This is a genomic window from Crossiella sp. CA-258035 (genome assembly GCF_030064675.1).
In the GTDB taxonomy this organism is placed as follows: domain Bacteria; phylum Actinomycetota; class Actinomycetes; order Mycobacteriales; family Pseudonocardiaceae; genus Crossiella.
In genome coordinates this window covers 3,512,152-3,530,275 of sequence record NZ_CP116413.1, presented here as the reverse complement: position 1 = coordinate 3,530,275, position 18,124 = coordinate 3,512,152, and the positions used below count along the sequence as shown (strand labels likewise).

At 68.0% G+C, this 18,124-nt stretch carries 22 protein-coding genes; 8 read left to right on the top strand and 14 right to left on the bottom strand.

The features are described from left to right. Positions 1-24 precede the first annotated feature (24 nt). The 6 genes from N8J89_RS16305 to N8J89_RS16285 all read right to left on the bottom strand — a co-directional run bounded on the left by N8J89_RS16305 (position 25) and on the right by N8J89_RS16285 (position 3,883). The gene (locus tag N8J89_RS16305; RefSeq protein WP_283665193.1) at positions 25-909 is read right to left on the bottom strand and encodes a recombinase RecT; all 885 of its coding nucleotides are present in this window, start codon (positions 907-909) and stop codon (positions 25-27) included. After that, a complete protein-coding gene (locus tag N8J89_RS16300) occupies positions 906-1,817 on the bottom strand; it encodes a YqaJ viral recombinase family nuclease (RefSeq protein WP_283665192.1) in 912 nt (303 codons plus the stop codon). The genes N8J89_RS16305 and N8J89_RS16300 overlap by 4 nt, the downstream gene beginning before the upstream one ends. A 31-nt stretch (positions 1,818-1,848) precedes the next feature. Next, positions 1,849-2,283, bottom strand: a complete 435-nt coding sequence (locus tag N8J89_RS16295) for a hypothetical protein (protein ID WP_283665191.1) — start codon at positions 2,281-2,283, stop codon at positions 1,849-1,851. A 34-nt stretch (positions 2,284-2,317) separates the two neighbouring features. After that, positions 2,318-2,635, bottom strand: coding sequence for a WhiB family transcriptional regulator (locus N8J89_RS41910; protein ID WP_502868491.1), 318 nt, complete (start codon positions 2,633-2,635; stop codon positions 2,318-2,320). Positions 2,636-2,637: 2 nt separating this feature from the next. Continuing rightward, positions 2,638-3,117: a helix-turn-helix domain-containing protein gene (locus N8J89_RS16290; RefSeq protein ID WP_283665190.1), complete on the bottom strand. Its 480-nt coding sequence runs from the start codon at positions 3,115-3,117 to the stop codon at positions 2,638-2,640. A 229-nt stretch (positions 3,118-3,346) separates the two neighbouring features. Then, entirely contained in the window at positions 3,347-3,883 is a 537-nt protein-coding gene (locus tag N8J89_RS16285) for a hypothetical protein (protein WP_283665189.1), read from the bottom strand. Between the two features lie 247 nt (positions 3,884-4,130). On the opposite strand from N8J89_RS16285, the gene N8J89_RS16280 reads away from it, so the two are divergent. Next, positions 4,131-5,477: a hypothetical protein gene (locus tag N8J89_RS16280; protein WP_283665188.1), complete on the top strand. Its 1,347-nt coding sequence runs from the start codon at positions 4,131-4,133 to the stop codon at positions 5,475-5,477. A gap of 70 nt (positions 5,478-5,547) precedes the next feature. Here N8J89_RS16280 and N8J89_RS16275 read toward each other — a convergent pair whose 3' ends face one another. From N8J89_RS16275 to N8J89_RS16260, 4 genes are all read right to left on the bottom strand, one after another. Further along, on the bottom strand, positions 5,548-6,030 hold the full coding sequence (locus tag N8J89_RS16275; RefSeq protein ID WP_283665187.1) for a hypothetical protein: 483 nt from the start codon (positions 6,028-6,030) through the stop codon (positions 5,548-5,550). 50 nt (positions 6,031-6,080) lie between these two features. Next, positions 6,081-6,497 carry a type II toxin-antitoxin system VapC family toxin gene (locus N8J89_RS16270; protein WP_283665186.1) on the bottom strand — a complete coding sequence of 139 codons (417 nt, stop codon included), beginning with the start codon at positions 6,495-6,497 and terminating at the stop codon, positions 6,081-6,083. Beyond that, on the bottom strand, positions 6,494-6,766 hold the full coding sequence (locus N8J89_RS16265; protein WP_283665185.1) for a type II toxin-antitoxin system Phd/YefM family antitoxin: 273 nt from the start codon (positions 6,764-6,766) through the stop codon (positions 6,494-6,496). The genes N8J89_RS16270 and N8J89_RS16265 overlap by 4 nt, the downstream gene beginning before the upstream one ends. A 73-nt stretch (positions 6,767-6,839) precedes the next feature. Continuing rightward, positions 6,840-7,718, bottom strand: coding sequence for a helix-turn-helix domain-containing protein (locus N8J89_RS16260; RefSeq protein WP_283665184.1), 879 nt, complete (start codon positions 7,716-7,718; stop codon positions 6,840-6,842). A 620-nt stretch (positions 7,719-8,338) separates the two neighbouring features. Here N8J89_RS16260 and N8J89_RS16255 point away from each other — a divergent pair. Together N8J89_RS16255 and N8J89_RS16250 are read left to right on the top strand one after the other, a co-directional pair. Next, a complete protein-coding gene (locus N8J89_RS16255; protein ID WP_283665183.1) occupies positions 8,339-8,800 on the top strand; it encodes a hypothetical protein in 462 nt (153 codons plus the stop codon). A 27-nt stretch (positions 8,801-8,827) separates the two neighbouring features. After that, the gene (locus N8J89_RS16250; protein WP_283665182.1) at positions 8,828-10,177 is read left to right on the top strand and encodes an NsdA family TPR-like regulatory protein; all 1,350 of its coding nucleotides are present in this window, start codon (positions 8,828-8,830) and stop codon (positions 10,175-10,177) included. Positions 10,178-10,364: 187 nt separating this feature from the next. Here the strand turns inward: N8J89_RS16250 and N8J89_RS16245 are convergent, their stop codons facing one another. After that, entirely contained in the window at positions 10,365-10,760 is a 396-nt protein-coding gene (locus tag N8J89_RS16245; protein ID WP_283665181.1) for a winged helix-turn-helix transcriptional regulator, read from the bottom strand. Between the two features lie 586 nt (positions 10,761-11,346). On the opposite strand from N8J89_RS16245, the gene N8J89_RS16240 reads away from it, so the two are divergent. The 5 genes from N8J89_RS16240 (at position 11,347) to N8J89_RS16220 (ending at position 15,197) form a co-directional block, all read left to right on the top strand. Further along, positions 11,347-11,814, top strand: a complete 468-nt coding sequence (locus tag N8J89_RS16240) for an XRE family transcriptional regulator (protein WP_283665180.1) — start codon at positions 11,347-11,349, stop codon at positions 11,812-11,814. Beyond that, positions 11,811-12,323, top strand: coding sequence for a CUE domain-containing protein (locus tag N8J89_RS16235; protein WP_283665179.1), 513 nt, complete (start codon positions 11,811-11,813; stop codon positions 12,321-12,323). The genes N8J89_RS16240 and N8J89_RS16235 overlap by 4 nt, the downstream gene beginning before the upstream one ends. 26 nt (positions 12,324-12,349) lie before the next feature. Further along, positions 12,350-13,465, top strand: a complete 1,116-nt coding sequence (locus tag N8J89_RS16230; RefSeq protein ID WP_283665178.1) for an MAB_1171c family putative transporter — start codon at positions 12,350-12,352, stop codon at positions 13,463-13,465. Beyond that, positions 13,413-13,943 (top strand): PNPOx family protein, encoded by a 531-nt coding sequence (locus N8J89_RS16225; protein WP_283665177.1) that lies wholly within the window; start codon positions 13,413-13,415, stop codon positions 13,941-13,943. Before N8J89_RS16230 ends, N8J89_RS16225 begins: the two co-directional genes overlap by 53 nt. 537 nt (positions 13,944-14,480) lie before the next feature. Then, on the top strand, positions 14,481-15,197 hold the full coding sequence (locus N8J89_RS16220; RefSeq protein ID WP_283665176.1) for a DUF1889 family protein: 717 nt from the start codon (positions 14,481-14,483) through the stop codon (positions 15,195-15,197). 248 nt (positions 15,198-15,445) lie between these two features. On the opposite strand, the gene N8J89_RS16215 is transcribed toward N8J89_RS16220, so the two are convergent. Genes N8J89_RS16215 through N8J89_RS16205 form a run of 3 tightly spaced genes read right to left on the bottom strand, consistent with a single transcriptional unit; the run spans position 15,446 to position 18,005 of the window. After that, positions 15,446-16,261, bottom strand: coding sequence for a deazapurine DNA modification protein DpdA family protein (locus N8J89_RS16215; protein WP_283665175.1), 816 nt, complete (start codon positions 16,259-16,261; stop codon positions 15,446-15,448). After that, the gene (locus tag N8J89_RS16210) at positions 16,258-17,148 is read right to left on the bottom strand and encodes a phosphoadenosine phosphosulfate reductase domain-containing protein (RefSeq protein WP_283666183.1); all 891 of its coding nucleotides are present in this window, start codon (positions 17,146-17,148) and stop codon (positions 16,258-16,260) included. Before N8J89_RS16210 ends, N8J89_RS16215 begins: the two co-directional genes overlap by 4 nt. Further along, positions 17,148-18,005, bottom strand: a complete 858-nt coding sequence (locus tag N8J89_RS16205) for a hypothetical protein (protein WP_283665174.1) — start codon at positions 18,003-18,005, stop codon at positions 17,148-17,150. Before N8J89_RS16205 ends, N8J89_RS16210 begins: the two co-directional genes overlap by 1 nt. Positions 18,006-18,124 lie beyond the last annotated feature (119 nt).

Here is an 18,124-nt window from a genome sequence, read left to right as displayed (position 1 = left end):
GCGGGGAGGTAACGCGGCGGTTGCTCAGCGGTCGGAAGCTGGCTCCTGGGCGGTGTTCTGCTCGGTCGCGGGCTGCGGTTCGGCGGGGATGAGACGGTGGGCGGCGGTGACGGGGTCGACATCGGGGCTGGCGTCGATGCGCAGCGTGCCGTCGACGTCCAGCGCGGTGGCCAGCGGCTGGGTGGTGGAGTCGGCGGGGACGTCGCGGAGCAGCTTGCGCAGCGGGGTCTTGCGGGCCATGGCGTCGAAGTCGGTGCGCCACGGCCCGATCGGCTGGTTGTACTCATCGCGGGCCAGGGCGTGCCGGTCGCGGTGGGCCTCGACCTGTTCCCGGGTCATGTAGAGGGGGTAGCGGCCGCCGGTGAGGTACTCCACTGCCGCGTAGTAGCCGTAGACCGGGCCCGGCAGGCCGCGCAGGACCGGCTTGTGCACCACGATGCCCGAGCCGTAGTCGGGGTCGAAGGTCTCCCCTTCGTGAACCGGGCGGGCGGTCATGGTGCGGATGAAGCCGGAGCGGAAGGCCAGGTCGATCAGTCCGCGGTAGCCGACGATGATGGTGGCGCGGTGCCGTTCGGCGGTGAAGTCCCAAAAGGGCAGGATGAACACCCGCCCGTTGACCGGGCGCAGCCGTAGTTGCGCGCAGGTCATCACCGCGCCCAGCAAGGAGAACGGCTCGGCCTTGGCCAGGTTGCGCACGGTGCGCAGGGCGTTGATGGCGTCCTGAACCAGGTGCCTGGCGAAGATCTCGTTGGAGGCCAAGGCGAACTGTTCTTCCTTGGACCACAGCCAGTCCGCCAGCTCGGCAGGAGTCAGCTCCCGCTGCGGGTCCGCAGCGGGGTGGGCCGGATCCGGCAGGTTCGCGGCCACCTGGGCGACCTTGTCGCCGAAGTCCTGGTGTGTCTCGGTCATTCCGGTTCCTTCCAGAGAATGTGCAGTTTCCGGTAGGTCGCGGCGGGCACCTGGTACCCAGCTCGGTGGTGTTGCCGCCAGTGCACGAGGGGTTTGCCGCGCAAGGTTCCGGTCTCGGCGTAGCCGAGGCGGTGTTTGAGCCAGTTCTCCAGCTCGGTGATGGACTTCTGCGTGTGCTTGGCGCGCCGTTTGAGGCTGGCCAGCTCCTCGAGGACGCTCAGGTCGTTCTCGTCGAGTTGCGCGCTCGTGCCGGGTTCGGCGTTGCGGTAGAGCTCGGTGAGCGTGCGGGTGCAGGAGCGGGAGCCGTCCGGGTGCGGTGGACACCGGGCGAGCACGTGCTCGTGCCAGAAGGACCGCTCCACGGCGATCATGTTGGCCTCCAGCACCGGGTCCCGGTCGATCCGGCGTAGCACCGGCCGCTGACCGCCGATCAGGGCCAGGATCCAGGCGTGGCCGCGATTGAGCACCGCCATGCCATGGCGGGTCTGGGCCTCTGCCGCCGCGGGGATCCGGCCTTCGGCCCAGTCCTCGGCGTGCAGCGCCGAGGTCGTCTTGATCTCCAGGAGGCCGCCGTCACCGGTGAGCCGGTCGGGGTTGTAGCGCATCCAGCGGTGCTCGGCGTGGGCGTACATCCCGGCGCGCCGGACGGTGACGCCGGTGGTGGTAGTGAAGTAGCGGGCGAGCACCGGCTCGAGCAGCTTGCCAATCGTCATGGGCATCGTTTCCTTCTTCCCTGGCAACAGGTTCAGCTTGTCCGCCCACACCTCGTAGGCGCTGACGGACTCGTGCAGCCCGAGCACGGCGAGCGCGTCGGAGCCACCGATCCCCTCGCGCCGGTGCGCGAGCCAGGTAGCTCGCGGCGCGTCCACGCGCAACAGCAGCACCGGCGTCCGCCGCCGATCAGCCATACGGCACCTGCCCTTCTCCGGAAGCCCGGGATCAGCACACGGCGAGGACCTCGGTGGCGCCCGCGCGCAGTTCCCGGGCAACGGCGTCAGCGGCGACGCACACGATCGTCACCGACACCCCAGCTCGTCCACAGAGGACACTGAAGCGGCCGCAGGCGCTGGCCAGCACGATCTCGGTGTAGCCGGTGCTGATCAGGTGCTCGGCCCGCTCGATCAGCACGGTGTCGGCCTTGCGCGACCGCGACGTCGACGTCACCACCGGGACCCGCAGTTCGACCAGCTCGGCCAGGTACCGCGCCACTGTGGACGGCGGCCCCGCAGCCAGCACGTGATCGACCGGACCAGTGCGGGCGAGCACGGCTTCCAAGCGGCCCCGCAGGCAGGCAGCACTCACCCGGCTGCCGTCCTGGTAGGTGATGTTGTCCAGGTCGATGAGCAGTGCGCGACGTGGCTTGATCAACGACATGCGTGCTCCTTCGCTCGAGGATGGCTGGGACGGTTCAGGGCCGTCGAGGACGGCGACGACGGGCACGGGCTCGCTTGCGCTGTTCCGGATCCAGCCCACCCCAGATGCCGGCCCGCTCCCCCGCGGTCATGGCATGGCTCAGACAGGCCACGCGAACCGGACAACTCCGGCACACCTTGCGAGCCAGTTGCGCCCGGCGGTCGTGGCCATCCTGTTGCCAGTCCTCAGGATCTAGATCCAGCGGGCGGTGGTCGGAGCCGCAAGCGGCGCGAGCAACCCACGCGCCCAGCAGCAGGCTGGCCACCCACACATGCGCATCCGACCGCGGCGGCCGCCGCGACCCCCTGCCCATCATCAGCACTCCTTCCCCAGTACGCCTGGTTTCCGGACTGTGCACTGCGGGCGACCCCGGTCCGCTCCCCCCTTCAGGTCCACCCTGAGCAACTCGGCCAACGCCTCCCGCACCCACGGCGGCATCGGACGCTGTCCGGTCTCGTACCGGTGGTAGGTGCTCTGCGCGATCCCCAGCGCGGCGGCCAGCTCGGTCTGGGTTCTTCCGGCCGCACGCCGAGTCCGCGCGAGCTGGCCCTGCGCCGGGCGGGCACCGGCGATCAGGGCACTGGCTACCGGTTCCGGCAGTTCTAGTGCGCGGATCAGGGCCGCCACGGTGCCGAGGGTCGGCTGCCACCCCGCCGCCGTCTGTTCGGCCAGGCGGATGGTGCAGCGGCTGAGCCCGCTACGCCGCGCCAAGGCCGTCTGGGTCAGGCCGAAGTCGCACCGGGCGCGCACCAACTCGGCGCGCACCCAGTGCTCGACTCCGCGTGCGGCAGGCATGGCCTGGGAGATAACGTCGCGGCACCGGGGTGGCCGTGTGGTTGAGGCCAGCGCGGCCAAGAATGGGCGCAGCGTGAGCTGGGCGCCGTAGCGATCCCCGGTTCGGCGGCCAACGCCGCATGCACCTCTGGCCGATTGTGCCAAGACCTGCTGCTGACGGGCACGGTGGCGGGTCATCGGACCGCGGCACGGTTCGACGGGCAACTGCGGCTGCGATTCTCCTGGCCGGCTACCCGCTGTAGGGCTGGTAGGGCATCAAGCGCGGTTCGCTCGGCGGGGGCACGAGGTTGATTCCCGGCCAGAAGGGGCGCTCCGCGGCGAAGCGGCGAACGTGCCCGGCCAGCTCCTCCAGGTGCTGCTGCCGCTCGACCGGTCCGATCTGGAAGCAGGATCCGTTCGGGTGCTGCAACTGGTGCACGGTAGTCGGGCCGCCACCGACGAGGACCGCCGCGATTCGCGGCAGGCCCAGTCGCATCGCGTCGCAGCCGCGGTGCCGGGCGAGGCGCACCACCGCGTCGACGACCCGCTCCCAGTCGCCGACCTGCGGCCACAACCGCCCGCCGTCGAGTTCGAAGGTCAGCGTGGACAGCGGCACGACACAGCCGGGTGTACGGCCGGGGAACTCGGTCAGGCACCGGTACATCCGGCCGCCGTCGGGCTGCGGCACCCTCGGGTGCAGCAACGTCTGGGCTTGCACGATCGTGGCGTTGATCGACACCGGGTGTTCCGGGGACTCGTAGGGCTCGTGCAAGGTCAACAGGTACACGTCTTGAACTGTCACGGATTCCCTTCCGGCATGGCCGCGCCCTCACGGTGAGGGACGGTCCGCGCGTCATCCTGTTCCACCGCACAGCGCAGCCAGCTCCCCCCGCGGGGCACGTGCGGCGTTACTTGAACGGCTCGGCGACGTCATCGGCGTCGCCAGGCAGTGCACGTCAGTCCGCTCGAAGTTCGCCGCCACGCGCGTCGGCCTCGGGCGGGCGCCGGGCGGCTCGACCGCCAAGGAGAGACCGATGAAGGTGAGGCTGACCTCGGTGCAAGCGATCCAGCTGGCCAGTTGCATCGGGGACATGGAGATGATGGCCGGACGCACCATCCCGGAACCGCAATGCCCGGCGCGTGGTGGTTTCGTCTGCGTCGCCGCCGACGACAACCGGCTCATCCTGCGGGCCGCCGAACGGGAACCGTACTTGCTCGCCCAGGTCGCGGTGGGCGCCGAGGTGCTGGAGCCGGGGCAGGCCTGGATCGCCACGCTGCCGCTGGCCGACCTGCTCACCAAACGCCCGGAGAAGGCCGCGGAGGTGGAGATGACCGCCGACCCCGGGGCCGGCTACGCCAAGGTGGTGTTCTCCTCGGCCAGTGGCCGCACGATCAGGGTTCGCCGGGCCGCGGCGTTGACCGTCACCGAGGACAACGCGCTGCGCACCGTCATCCCGGCCCCCGGCGACCCCGTCTTCACTGTCGCGCTGACCCCGGAACTGGTGACCAACCTCGCCGGGCAGGTACGCCAGCACGACGAGCTCGTCAGCAACCGGCCCCGCACGGTGTGGCTCACCCTGGAGGACACCCAGATGCGACTGGAGGCCTGGATCAGCGACTACGAGGCCACCGCGGTGGACTTCCCCCTCGATGAGCCACCTGAGGCCGCCGGGCAGGTCAACGAATCCCTCGGCGTCCTGCTCGGCCGGGCCGTGGCCCGCATCGGCAAGGTCGTCACCGCCACCTCAGGGGCCATGGAGATCCGCACGATGCTGTCGAACTCCGTTGCCCGGCAATGCCTCCTGCTGCGCGCCTACCCGTATGAGTTCGTGCTCCCGCTGACCGAGGTCACCGACGAGGGCACCACCAAAACCATCCACTACCTGCGCACCTGCCTGGCCAGCGACACCACCGTCAGCGTCGAGGTCGACGGCGAGCACGGGCTGATCAGCCAGATCTGCCGCGAGTCCACCGGCGCGCTGCGCCGCCCCCGCGCGGTGCTGGACTTCTACCACCGCCACGGCAAGCAACTGCTGCAGGCGCACGTGACGGTCGAGGCCGCCGCCGAGGGCCCGGCCGCTGAGGTCTACTCCGGCGAATACCCGGCGCAGATGTCCGCGCCGCTGAACCGCCGGATCGTGCTCGACCACAAGCGCCTGGCCGCCGCGCTGTCGGTTTTTCGTGGCCAGGGCCGGATCCGGCTGCATCTGGAACCTCAGCCGAAGAAGGCGGACCTGCTCGGCATCACCCCGGCGACCTTGCACGGGCAGCCGATCGAGGAGTTCCAGGCCAGCGACATCCGCACCGTGCTGGCGGGCATGTGGCAGGGTCCGATGCGCCTGCCTGACTACGACCCGAACGGCCCGATTCACAGCCTGTGACGCACATCTTGGCCGGGTCCGCGCACCAGCAACGCGGACCCGGCCACACCCCGCTCCCGGTTCGCCGCGGTCACCAGCAGTCCCGGGCGAACCTCAACACCGCCGCGGCCCCCATCGGCCCGGCGCGCGCCCAGTGCCACGCGAGCCCGTCCCAGCACCGCTGGTTCCAGCGCAACGCCGCGTACGGGAAGAGCTCGGCGTGCACGGCGTCCAGGTGACGCAGCAGCACGCCGGTCAGCCTTGGCGATTCACTGGCACGCAAGGCGATCAGCTCCCCCGGAGGACTTTCCTGCCAGGCGAGACCAAGCGGTCCACAGGCGGTTGACCGTGGGCGTTGTGACGGCCCGGCACCACACCGCCGTGCCGCCTCGTGCAACCGCCGCTTGCCGCGCAGGCTGCTCTCCGTGGCGAACGTGTGGTCGGCGAGCAGCAGCAGGCCCGTCACGGCCAGCTTCTCCAAGGGGTCCGGCGCACTGGCGCGGATCACCGTTCCCAGCGATCCGACATGCCAGCCGACAGCTCGTTCCCGCACCCGCTGCTCAGCGAAGGTCACGCCATTCCGAGTCGGTCAGCCACCGCCGACCGTGGCCCCCGCCGGTCAGGTCACACCGCACCGGTGAACGGGTCCAACAGCCGGACGCCCGTGGCGGCGACGTCGGCGCGGTTGCGGGTGACCAGCGTCCACCCACGCACCAGCGCGGTCGCCGCCATCAACCCGTCGACCACCGGCACCGGATCCGGCACGTTGAGCCGACCCCAGGCCTCGGCCACCTCCGCGGTCACCGGCACGATCCGGTCGCCGTAGACCTCCAGCAACCGGCCCAGCCACTGCTCGAACACCGCCGCCTGCGCCGAGTCGCGCCGCGCCAGCCGCTCGATGCCCTGCCGGATCTCCCCCACCACCAGCACGCTCACGAACAGCTCGCTGGCCGAGACCGAGTCGAACCACTCGGCGACCCCGCGGTTCGGGTTCTTCTTGCGGATCTCCGACACGATGTTGGTGTCGAGAAGGAAACTCAACCGTCATCTCCCAGATCGACAACCCTGGCCGGCGCCGCCGACCGGGTGATCTCCAACGCGTCCAGCTCGGGCGCCGAACGCAGGAAGTCCTTGAAGTCGCGGCCGTCCCCGCGCAGCCGCCGGTACTCGGCGATGTCGATGACCACGGCGACCTCCTCTCCACTCCGGGTCACGATCTGCGGCCCCTCCGCCTTTACCAACCTGATCAACTCGCTGAAGCGCTGCTTCGCGTCCTGCAGCTGCCAATGCCCCGCCATGTCAACCACCACCCGTCTCTGTCTAGACAGACTAGATGGGATGTTGAGCAACGGGAAGTATCAGGATCCAGTCCTGCCCCGCCGTCTACAGCACGAGGCTCAGATCCACCCTCCCCACCTCAGCCTGCACCGCCGTCAACCGACTCGCCAAGAGGGCGGCCGTCTCCTCCGACGACAACGCGACCTGCTCAACCGCAGCCCAGTCCGAACACGCCTGCCGCACCACCGGCTTGTCCCGGACGAACCTCGACCCACCAGCCACCCGCACCATCGGCGGCACGCGGCCGAACTCCAGCAGGGTGAACGAACCCCGCAACCCCGGATGAGCACCGGCATCCAGCGGCACCACCCGGACCACCACATTGGGCCGCCAGCGGATGTCGATCAGCGCCCGCAACTGCTGAGCGAACACATCCGGCCCACCGACCGGCCTGAGCAGCGCACTCTCCTCGATCAGGCAGTGCACACTCGGCGCCGCGGCACCAGTGATGATCGTCTGGTGGATCACCCTGGCGGAAACCAGGTGCGACACCGCGTTCTCGTCAAGTTCGGGATGCAGCGGACGGAGCAGCGCGCCGGCGTACCCGCCGGTCTGCAGCAGCGGCGGGATGACGCCGTGGTCGTAGTCCCGGATAGCGGCGGCCTCGTGCTCCAACGCGATCGCCTGCCGCCAGTCCGCAGGAATCCGGACGTTGGGGGCCGTCCACCAGCCGGGTTGTCTAACCTCGGCGAGCACCGCGAGCAGACGGTAACGCTGAACCGCCGACACCTCGTAGAGCGTCAGTAGCGCAGCCACGTCCTGGGGATTCAGCCCTCGGCGGCCGGTCTCCATCCGCTGCACCTTGGTGATCGAGAACCCGGTCGCCTCGGCGACATCGCGCAAGGTCAGCTCCCGGTCCTCGCGCAACGTGCGCAGCGCCGCGCACAGGTCCAGTAGCGGAGCGGAGTTGAGCGGACTCGTCACGGGCACTCCGGCCGCGAGATCCCTGCCAGCAGACGCAGACCGGTGATCATGGTCAGCTCACCTTCCGGTTGTCGCACTTCTCGGCAGGCCCTGACGCTGGGCACACCAGCCCGGCCGTCTTCAGGTACGCGAGCTGCCGCAGGTACCGCTCACGGTGCGGGCAGGATTCGTCCGGGCACACCGAACGGTCGAACGTGGTGAGCCCGGAAGCGTGGCGCCCGAGCAAACTCCGCTTTCCGGTGTTCTGGCAGTGGTCACACACTGCGAAATGCCCACCTGGCAAGTAGTTCATCACTGACACCCTGGACACTGCCCGATCGACAGCCGGCCGCACGCGCGACGAATCGTCCACAGTGGACGCTCGCCGCAGGTGTTAGTTGACTCGATCAGGCCAAGGGTGCGCGTCTTCATGGCACCCGATTCGTCGCACGGTGGCTTGACTTTGGGCAAGTTCTCATCATCGTGGCCGTCCCGGTCGTCGCCGACTGCTATCGCGCCGGCCGCGGCGGCACCATCAGGGAGGACGTGCGCAACACCGTGACCGGCTTCGTCCATGGAAACTCGCCGCACGGGCTGGCGACAGATGACATTCGATGACATCCGCGGGCAGACTGTCGAGCATGATCCAGTTCGTGACCATCACCGGTCCCCGCGCCGTCGCGGACTTGCCCGTCGCCGAACTCGGCCGCCGCTTCGAGGCGTACCTGGGCCCGTTCGCGGTTCCAGGCAGCCACTTCTACCTGGGCGGGGCCACTGGTGTCGACACACTCGCGCTGGACTGGCTGGCGCAGCACACCGGCGCAGCCCTGACCGTCGCAGTACCCTGCCGCCTCGTCGACCAGCCCACCGACGCCCGCCAAGTCGTGGCCAGGTGGCAGAGCCGAGACCGGCTCACCGAGGTCGTCGAACTCAGAGCGGCGACGCTCGGCACGGACGCCTACCACGCCAGGAACCGCTGGATGGTTGACCGCAGCAGCCTGGTCGTCGGGTTCCCGCGCAGGAACCACCCGGCCAGCGGTACCTGGTACACGCTGAACTACGCCGCCGAAAGGGGGACACCACACCTCGTCGTGCCGGTCTGAGCCGACGCGGATGGTGTACTGCTGATCGTGACACGAACAAGTCGGGCTCTCGGGGCGACGCTGCTTCGGCAACTGCGCGAGTCCCGCGGCTGGTCTTGGTCCGAACTGGCCCGCGCCCTGTGCGACACCGGCGCGCAACTCGGCGTAACGGCGATCGCGCTCCGTCAGCGGTCCAGCGTGCTGAGGGCCATTGCCCGCTGGGAGTCCGCCACCGCTAGCACCGGCCCGGGAGACCGGTACCAGTTCCTGCTCGCGCACCTCTACGCCCGTACCCCAGCTGGGCAGGTGGCGCTCGGACTCAGCTCGGACCTGCACATCCTGCTGGACGCACTACGCGCGTTCGGCGTGCCCGAAGCGCGCATCGCCACGCTCGTCGAGCTGGTCTCCACCAGTATTTCCCTCGAAGGCACTGACCCGCTGACGCTGTTGTCCCCCGCGACACATGCGCAAGTCGGCGCCGCACTGCGCCATCCCCAACTCCTCGACGGTCAATTGTGCCGCCGACTGGCCGATGAGGTGGCGGGGATCAATGGCCAGATCGGCGTGGTGCCCTTTGGTCGGCTGCAGGTGCTGTTAGCGCCGGTGGTGCAGGCGTGTCGTCACCTGCTCCACGCGGGGCCTTCGGTCGCGGCCGGGAACGAGTTGCGGACCGTGGCGGCCACATCGTTCGCACTGGCCGCCCGACTGGCCTTTGAGACCCGTGATGATGATGCGGCGATACGCCTGTACGAGGACGCCACCGGCACGGCAGGCGAGCATGACGATCGCCGGCACCGGGCCGAGGTGGGCACCAGCTACACCATGGTGACGTTGTACGCCACCGGCGATGTCAAGGCGGCCGGCGAGATCGCCAGGGCCGCGGTGGCCGACGCTCACGCGAGCACGAGCGTCGCCGTTCGTGCTCGCGCCCACGCGGTGCATGCAGAACTCTGTGCTCGCGCCGGGCACGGCGACGCCGCCAAGGCGGCGCTGGAACGCGCCTGGACCACGATCGGTCAGCCTCAAGTGGAGGTACCGGCCCACGGGTTCAACGCCGACCGTCTCAACGGCTTCGACGGGCTGTGCGCCCTGCACGCCGGAGACGCGGGCCATGCGCACGAGCGGTTGACCAGCTCGCTCGCCCGACTGACCCAACCACGAGATGCCGTGCAACGCGGCATCGTCACCGCAGACCTGTCCCTCGCGCGGTTGCGCCTGGGCGAACCGGCGGCATGCGCCGAACTGCTGCACGACTCCGTGGACATCGCAGCCAGGACCGGTGGCCGGGTGGCCGCGCTGCGAGTCCGACATGTGCGGGCGGCGCTCCGGCCATGGCGGTCCGAGCCGTTCGTGCTGGCCCTCGACGACCACATCCATGACCAGCTGATCGGTGCCTGAAAGACATTGACTGCCCAGCGCCGAGTGGCCGTGCGCCGCTGCCCACCGCACCGGGTGGACGAAGGCGAGATCGTCGTGGGCGCGTCGGCCGCCATACGTTGAGCGTGACAGTATGCGCGGTAGCTCGTCGGATGGCCTGAAGTGCGGCGACGACGCGATCGGATCGGCCTTGCCCTGCCTCACGGCGTCACCGCCACGACTTCCACTCGACGCGTCCGGCAGGACTGTCCTCCTGCTTGAGTCCTCTCCAGTCGCGCACCGTGCCCATGACAGCGATCAGCTTTCTCGCGCTCTCGGTCAGCTCGTAGGTGACGACGCGGGGAATTGTGCGCACCCGCTCCTCGCGCTTCACCAAGCCGTCGCGCTCCATGATCTGCAAGGTCTGCACCAGGGTGCTGTTGTACAAGGCTCGGCCGTCTGGTGGAGCGCCGTGCTCAGGGTCGGCACTCCGGACCTGTTCCACCAGCTGCTTGAACCGGAGTGGACCGTTGGACCGGGACAGCGCGAACAGCACGGCGGGCACCCAGACGCCTGACATCGCCCTGGCCGCGGCGGCCATACTCTGCCAGTCCTTCTCGTCCACGTTTCGCTCCTCGTCGAGTTTGGCCAGCCGCGCAGTGGGTGGCGCAGCAGACATGCGATCTTGTGGTGGATCCGAAGAGACACCGAGACAACCAGCAAGGAAGAACTCGATCAGTCCACAATGGACAGCGCCACGCGAAATCAAGAAGGGGGCGGCCCAAGACGCAACCCAGACCGCCGGTCCCCGCCTAGCAAGCCCGCCGACGTCGACCTCTCACCCGCCTCCATCAATCGATCTTCCACTGACATATATGATCTTTGTGAACGTCATCTTGACATCAGTTCAACCGGTGATTCGGCAGGGTATGGCAATTTGCCAGATCCCTCAACCTTCACCTACGAGCTTTCGCGATCGCGAACTAGGCGCACGAGACCCCGCTGGTCACCCACACGGTCAACGCAGCCATGAGCGGCAACAGTCATCGACCGACACACGCACCCGCTCGGGCGCAGAGTCAGACTTGAGCAGGACTCCTACCGAAGGATCTGGTTCGGACTGACGTCACGAGATCACCCGATTCGGCTATACACAGCAGTGGACGAGTGCGAGAGTGTGACTGGACGGCACGATGCCGGAGGTGGAGCAGATGTCCGAAGATCAGCCGGGTGCGTTGGCGCTTAAACTGAACCACCTGTTCAGCACGGTGAAGTCGCTGGACAGCAACGGCAAGGAGTACAGCAATGAGTTCGTCGCACAACAGCTGACCAAGGCAGGCGTGCCGATCTCCAGCTCCTACATCTGGCAGCTTCGCAAGGGGAAGAAGAGCAACCCGACCCTGGAGCACATCCAGGGGCTCGCGAAGTTCTTCGGCGTGAACGTGGACTACTTCACCAACGACGAGGTCAGCGCGCGGATCGACAGCCAACTGGAGATCCTGCGCGCCGAGCAGGAGGCCCGGCTGAACCAGATCGCGGCCAATCCCGAGGCGCGATGGATGGCCGCCCGCGCCGCGGAGCTGTCACCGGCGGGCCGCCGTCAACTAGTCGACCTGCTGAACCTCATCTACCAGGTGGAACACATGAAACGCGAGGGCAGCGAGGAGGGCCGCAAGTGAAGGAGGCCAAACTTCGCCGATGGCTCCGGGCCGAGCTCAACGAGCTCGACGTGCACCCTCCGCTGAACATCGACGCACTCTGCGATGCGCTGGGGCGTCGACGCGGCCGCGAGATCCGGCTGATGCCGTTCCCGCTCCGAGTGCCCGGTCCCTACGGCCTGTGGATCGCCTCCGATGAGGCCGATTACGTCATCTACCAGTCCCAGACGAGCCGACCACACCAGGACCACATCATCCTGCACGAAATCGGCCACATCCTGCACAACCACCGGTCCGACGACAACGACCCGGACTACCTCCGCGCGATGATGCCCGAACTCGACCCGGACATGATCCAGCGGGCGTTACGCCGCAGCCACTACGACACCGAGCAGGAGCAGCAAGCCGAACTGGTTGCCACCATCATCCTGGAGTGGTCCTCCAAGGCCAGCGTCGCCTCGGCGCGAGCCAGTGACTGGCGACTGCGGCAGCTGGACGAGGGCCTTGGTGACCAGCTGGGCTGGTCGTGATGCTTTCCCATCCGATAACCGCCACAGTGCTCTACGGCGCCCTGTTCTTCAAGCTGTACCAGCTCGTCCGGGCACCGCACCGGTGGACGTTGTGGGCGGTCGTGGGCTGCTTGGCGTGCTTCGTGTTGCAGTCCAACCTGACCCGGCCCGCGCTGCGGGACTGGGTGGACAGCTGGTCCGCACCGGGTGTCGGCAAGCTGGTGCAAAACCTCTTCGTGCTCGGCCTGGCGTTCTTTCTGGTGGCCTTCTTCCTGATCGCCACCAGCAAGGCGAAGGCCCAGGCGCGCCGCCGACTGCTCTGGCTGAGTGTTCCGCTGGCGCTGACCGCCACGCTGCTGGCAGTCTCGACTTTCGCCGTGCCGGCCGAGGTCCGCGCGGAGGTCCTGCTTGCCTCCAATGCCCGCCACCCTTGGGCGGCAACGTTCTTCCTCACCCAGTTGACCTACGTCATCGTCTCCTACACGGCGGCGTTCTACTGGGCGGTGCGCTACTACTTCATCGCCCGCCAGGACACCAACCGGCGGCTGTGCCACGGTTTGCAGATCGTCGGGACCGGACTCGGCATTCTGATCATCGCGTGCACCCTGCGGGCCGTACTGGTGGTCATCCAGTTCTCCGGCGGCGCTGTGCCACCGCAGATCACCGCACTGGGCGTCGACATGGTCGTCGCCGGCATCGCCGTGCTGCTCATCGGCGTCAGCTACTCCGGTCTGGTCACCCGCATGGCCGCGCTCGGCAACTGGTTGCGCCACTGGTGGATCTATCACCAGCTTCGTCCACTGTGGACACTCTTCCACGAGGCCTATCCGCAGGATGCCTTGAGCCGTGCGGCGCCAAGTTGGTGGCGGGATGTGTTGGACTTCCGCTACATGCACCGACGCTACTACCGCCGGGTCATCGAGATCCGCGACGGCATGGTGCGAATCAGCCCCTACCTGGCTCACCTCCAGGAACAACACCCCACCGGTCGGCAACTGACGCCCACCGGCCTGGCCGCGCAGCTGCACGCCGCCCTCGCCGCGCAGGCGCAAGCCCTTCCCGTCACGTCTTCAGCGGTCGCCGTAGCGCTGCCCGAGCGCAATGGCCTTGATGACGACGCCCGGCAACTGCTCGCCGTGGCCCAAGCTCTGCCTAGCCGATAACCAGAACGGAGATCCGATGGCCGACCACTCCGCCACCGAGCTGAGCCCTCGCGAACGCAACGCGATGATGATCGAGAAGATCCGCGGCAGTGAGGTTCAGCCGTACGTCGAGGGAAAGCACGTACTCCGGATCCTGCACATGCCCGGCCGCAAGACGGGTGAACCCCGCCAGGTGCCCATGGCGGTGACCCAGCTGGATGGTGAGCGCTACGTCTGCTCGCCCAGCAGGAGCAGGGACTGGACGGCCAACCTGCTCGCTGTCGGGGTATGCCGAATCGAACAGGATCCGGACGTGACGTACCGGGCAGAACTCCTCGAAGACGACCGTGCCGCCACTGTGCTGGCCACCTACCTCGGCAACGTCAGGCCGGGCGGGGTGAACATGTGGCCATTCCCCAAGGACTCGCCGACCTCGGTGATCCGCGACCACCTGACCGAGATCGCGATCATCCGCCTGGTTCCAGTGCCCGGCAGCTGAAGTCCAAGTGTGCGGATGCGTGTCTCAGCGGATGAGACACCCACAAACAACCCCCTGGTAGACATGGTGCCGCGCGGGGACAACGTTCAGGCGCGCCAGAACCTGTTCTACCGCAGCGGAATACGTCGAGCACCTCGAGAAGCGGCGCACCGCAGTTTGGCGCGTTCCTAGCTAAACGTATGGCCCGCGGCGGTTGTGGTGACGTGCTCGGAGAACGCGTCACCGAACGTGACCTCCTCTGGCAGCAAGCTGACAACGATCTTGGCTGTGCTGGTGCCGGAGGCGATGACCTTGGCACCAGCACGGAAGCTCCGGTGATGCCCCATCGACCTAGTCCAGCTCCGCGTCCAGCGCGGCAACCCGCTGCTCCAGACCGTAGAGACCTAGCGGAGACGAACCTGGTCTTGCCCGACCGGCCCGGTAGATGGCACGGCGGCCGCCCCGCCGTGCGGCTCGGTGCCGGCGAGGCGCAGCTCAGCGTTGTCGGGGGTAACGCTTACGGTGTCAGGTCACGGCACGAGGGCAGGGAGAACAGGGATGTTCGATCGTCATGTGGACTATCCGACCGCTGTGGCCAGTTACGACGACGACGGCCTCGCCGCCGCCGTCAAGTGGTGCCTCGAGCACTGGGAACCGGGCGACGTCCTGACTGTCTGGACGAGCTTGAAGTCCAACCTGCGGAACTGCCCACAGCTGGAGCAGTTCGTAGCGCGCTACCGCGATGTCGAGCACGTGACCGGCAGGGGTGGCGCGTACCTGAGTGGAAGCGGCCCGGTGCTGATGGCGTGGGCGGACATGGACGACATCGGTCAACTGGTGCAGCGGAGTGGGCACCGCGTCCGGGCACTGTGCGTCATCTCCTGGAACGAGGACGCGATCCGGCCGTGGGTGTCGGCCATGCGACCAACGGTCCTCGGAGATGGCTCAGCGTGGGAGAACCTGACCCCTGAACTCGACCCCGTCGTCCTCGAGGCGTTGAAGGGCCTCGCCCTGAACCACAACAACACCATCGCGGCCGGGTTTGAGAAGGACCAGGTCGTGAGCACTCTGCTCGCCCTGCATGACGCCGGAGTCCCAATGGACGGCACGGCTATGCAGGGTTGGGCGCTGGCCAACGGGTGGGCCGGCAAGAACCCCGATCACCTGGCCCGCTACGTTCGGGACATCAACAAGGGCAAGCGTCCACGCTGCAGGCGGGTGATCCGCGCCGACTACGTCGGCTACCTTCGACAGCGCCTCGCGGAAAATGGATAGCCCACTCTCGCCTGGCCGAACCACTCCCCAAGTACGCGCCGTCACGGCCGAGGATCAGCCCGAACAACCAGACTGCGCGCGCCCAGGTCTCGACCCCGCGGGACTATCGACCTACCCGATGCGATGGAACCCTTGCAGCACAGGAGACGCTGGCTAATCAACGTGAGGCGACCAACTGCGGCAAGTGGTTCCAAGCGCATTCGTGTGCCAGGAGATGATCGTGCCGGATCGGTCGTCGCCTCGCGATGTCATCGAACGGCCGCAGTAGGCTCTGTCCGAACCGGATGGTGGATCAAATCGTCGTACCAGCGCAGGGCGTACGCCGGGCACGAGACGCAGTGCCGATGGGTGTGCCCAGCCATCGGCGGCGAATGAAGGGCTTGCTTGGACCAGGCCATCGAGTCCGAGCTGGCAATGTGCTGGGCCTCCTCGATGAGCGCCGTCGTCTTGAAACCGAAGGTGTGCAATTGGATTCCAGCCTCGGCGAGCTCGCGGACGAAGAGCTGGATGGGGATGCTCCGTTGCAGTCCGCACACCGAGCCGAGCCCCACGATGGGCTCGTCGGCCAGGTGGATTCCCTCGGCTTCGTAGTAGTCCCAGCATCTTCTGCGCTGGGTCACGGTCCAGCCCTGGATCTCCGGCGCCACCAGGGCCACGCCGGCCAGAAGTTCTCGCAGCCGCAGCACCGATGCCACGGTGGCCCGCACGTGGTCCTCGATGGTGAGCCCGGTCTTGACCAGCACCTCCCGCTCGCACATCCACGACTGCGGCGCGGCCCAGGCCAGGCCGCCGACCTCCTCGACGTAACGGTGCACGGCCTCGGCATACTGCTCAGGGGTGGTTCGCCAACCGCCGAACCTGCCGACCTCGGTGTAGGCGCCGGAATCGAGCATCCACGGCCCACTGGCACGGTGCAGGGTCTTGTGGCGGGCCAGGCGCTGGTAGGAAACGCACAGCGGCACGTTGGCGAACTCCGGCCGCCACAACCAGCTTCCCTCTGGTGCTCCGAGGTGGACCCGGACCAGATCCCCCACCGTCGGCTGTGTCTGCTGGGCGGGGCTCATGGGAACTCCGCGCGAACCAGCGCGACTTCGTGCGTCATTCCGGCCTCGGCCATGACCTCAGCGATCGACACATCCGGGCGGAACGGCCAACCGGTTTCCAGCTCCACGCGGTAGTAGGCCATCGCCAACGCGGGGTCACACCGGGCGCCGATCACCAGCCAGCGGCGTCCAGCCAGCACGCACAGCACACAACTGGCCCGTGGCAGTCCGAGGTCGTAGGCCGGGTGATGGGGCAGGCCGCTGCGGCGGATCGTGTCCCAGACCTCGGCGTGCGACCAGCCATGAATCGGCAGCCACCGATCCACCTGGCGGAGGCCGTGCGGCAGACCTGCTCTACCGCTGGTCGTGGCGGTGGCCTTCTTCGGCGGGAGCCGCCAGTTCGCCGGGTCCGGCCCGAACGGCACCCGCCGGGCCCTGGCCGGTGACTCCTCAGCGCGGAGTCCGAGGCAGTGGAGCAGCCGGACCCGTCGGTTCAGTCCAGCCGCGCGGCTTTCCCGGACGAGCTCGGTCATGAGCCTGACGACCGGTCCGGACTTCAGGCCGGAAGTGCAGTAGCGCGCCCTCCGGGACGGCCAAGGACTGACATCGAGTCGACCTGCCTTCAGGAGGCTGGCGTGCCGCTTCCGGACGAGGTCGAGCAGATCCTGCTGGTGCGCAACGGTTTCGAACCGCAGACCGTAGGCCCGCGCGTGCTCGCGGGCCAACTCGGCGGTACCGGGCCACTCCATGCGGCCGAGGTCGGCGTGGACCACCACGAACCGTGCGAGGTCCACACCCTCCCGGCGAGCACGGTGCACCAGGTCGATGATCATCGCCTGCGAGTCCTTGCCCCCGCTGGTGGAGACGACGATCCAGTCATAGCTCGCCAGGTCGGGGACCGGCGGCATCACGGCGTTGCTCCTGCCGTCAGCAGGTTCCGCGCCGTTGCGGTCGCCTGCACCGTGCGTGCCACGGTGATGGCGTGCTCACGATGGACGATTCCGTGGTGGTCCGGGCAGCCGGGCAGCACGTCAACCGCGCTGAGGATGACGTTGCCGCCCAAGCCCCAGCGGTGTGCGTTCACCACGGCCGGGGTGATCACCAACTCGTCAACGCCCGAGCCAATCCTGGTGACCGAGGCCACGTCGGCTTCGCCCGCCCGCATCCGCCACGTGAGGCTAAGGAACAGGCCACCGGTGCCCACACAGGTGCCGCGGACGGTGGATCCGAACTTAGGGACCTCGCCGAGCAGAGCACTGCCGACCGCGGCCACATCGCGCGGGGTGCAGAACTGGGCTCGTGCTTCCAGGGGTTGCCCTACGGCCGGGGCTTGCCACAGCTCACCGAGCAAGTCCAGCTCGCCCACACCTCCAGAGATCGCGGTCCACTGCACCACCTTCGGCACCACTCGGCACAAGATCGCGTGCGCACCACCGAGATCGGCTTCAGCGGCACGCCGTTCCTGGCCCAAGAGCCAGGCAGCAACTGGATAGGCCGCGGGTACGAGGTCCGGACGGAGTCGAAGGAATCGGGCCCAGACTTCTGCGAGCCAGCCAATCGCGGAATAGGTGGACAGTCTGGTGGTCCGGTTGCCGAACTCACCGGGGGCACAGCCCAGTGGCCGGATGAGGTTGACCGCCGACATCACTGACAGCGGGATGTCCAAGCGCTCGCTGCCACGCGAGCCGTGCCACGCACTGGCCGCGGAACGTACGACGGCCTGAGCTTCGTCCTCAGCCGCGCATACAAAGTCGTTGGGAGACATACAGGTGATCGTGGGCGCCGCATCGAGCCGGACAGCTCCCCCTTACTTGACCGAACTGCCCCGAAACACCTACCCCGCGTTTCAAGTGGCGCAACGCCGGCAATCCCGGCTGTTCGGGA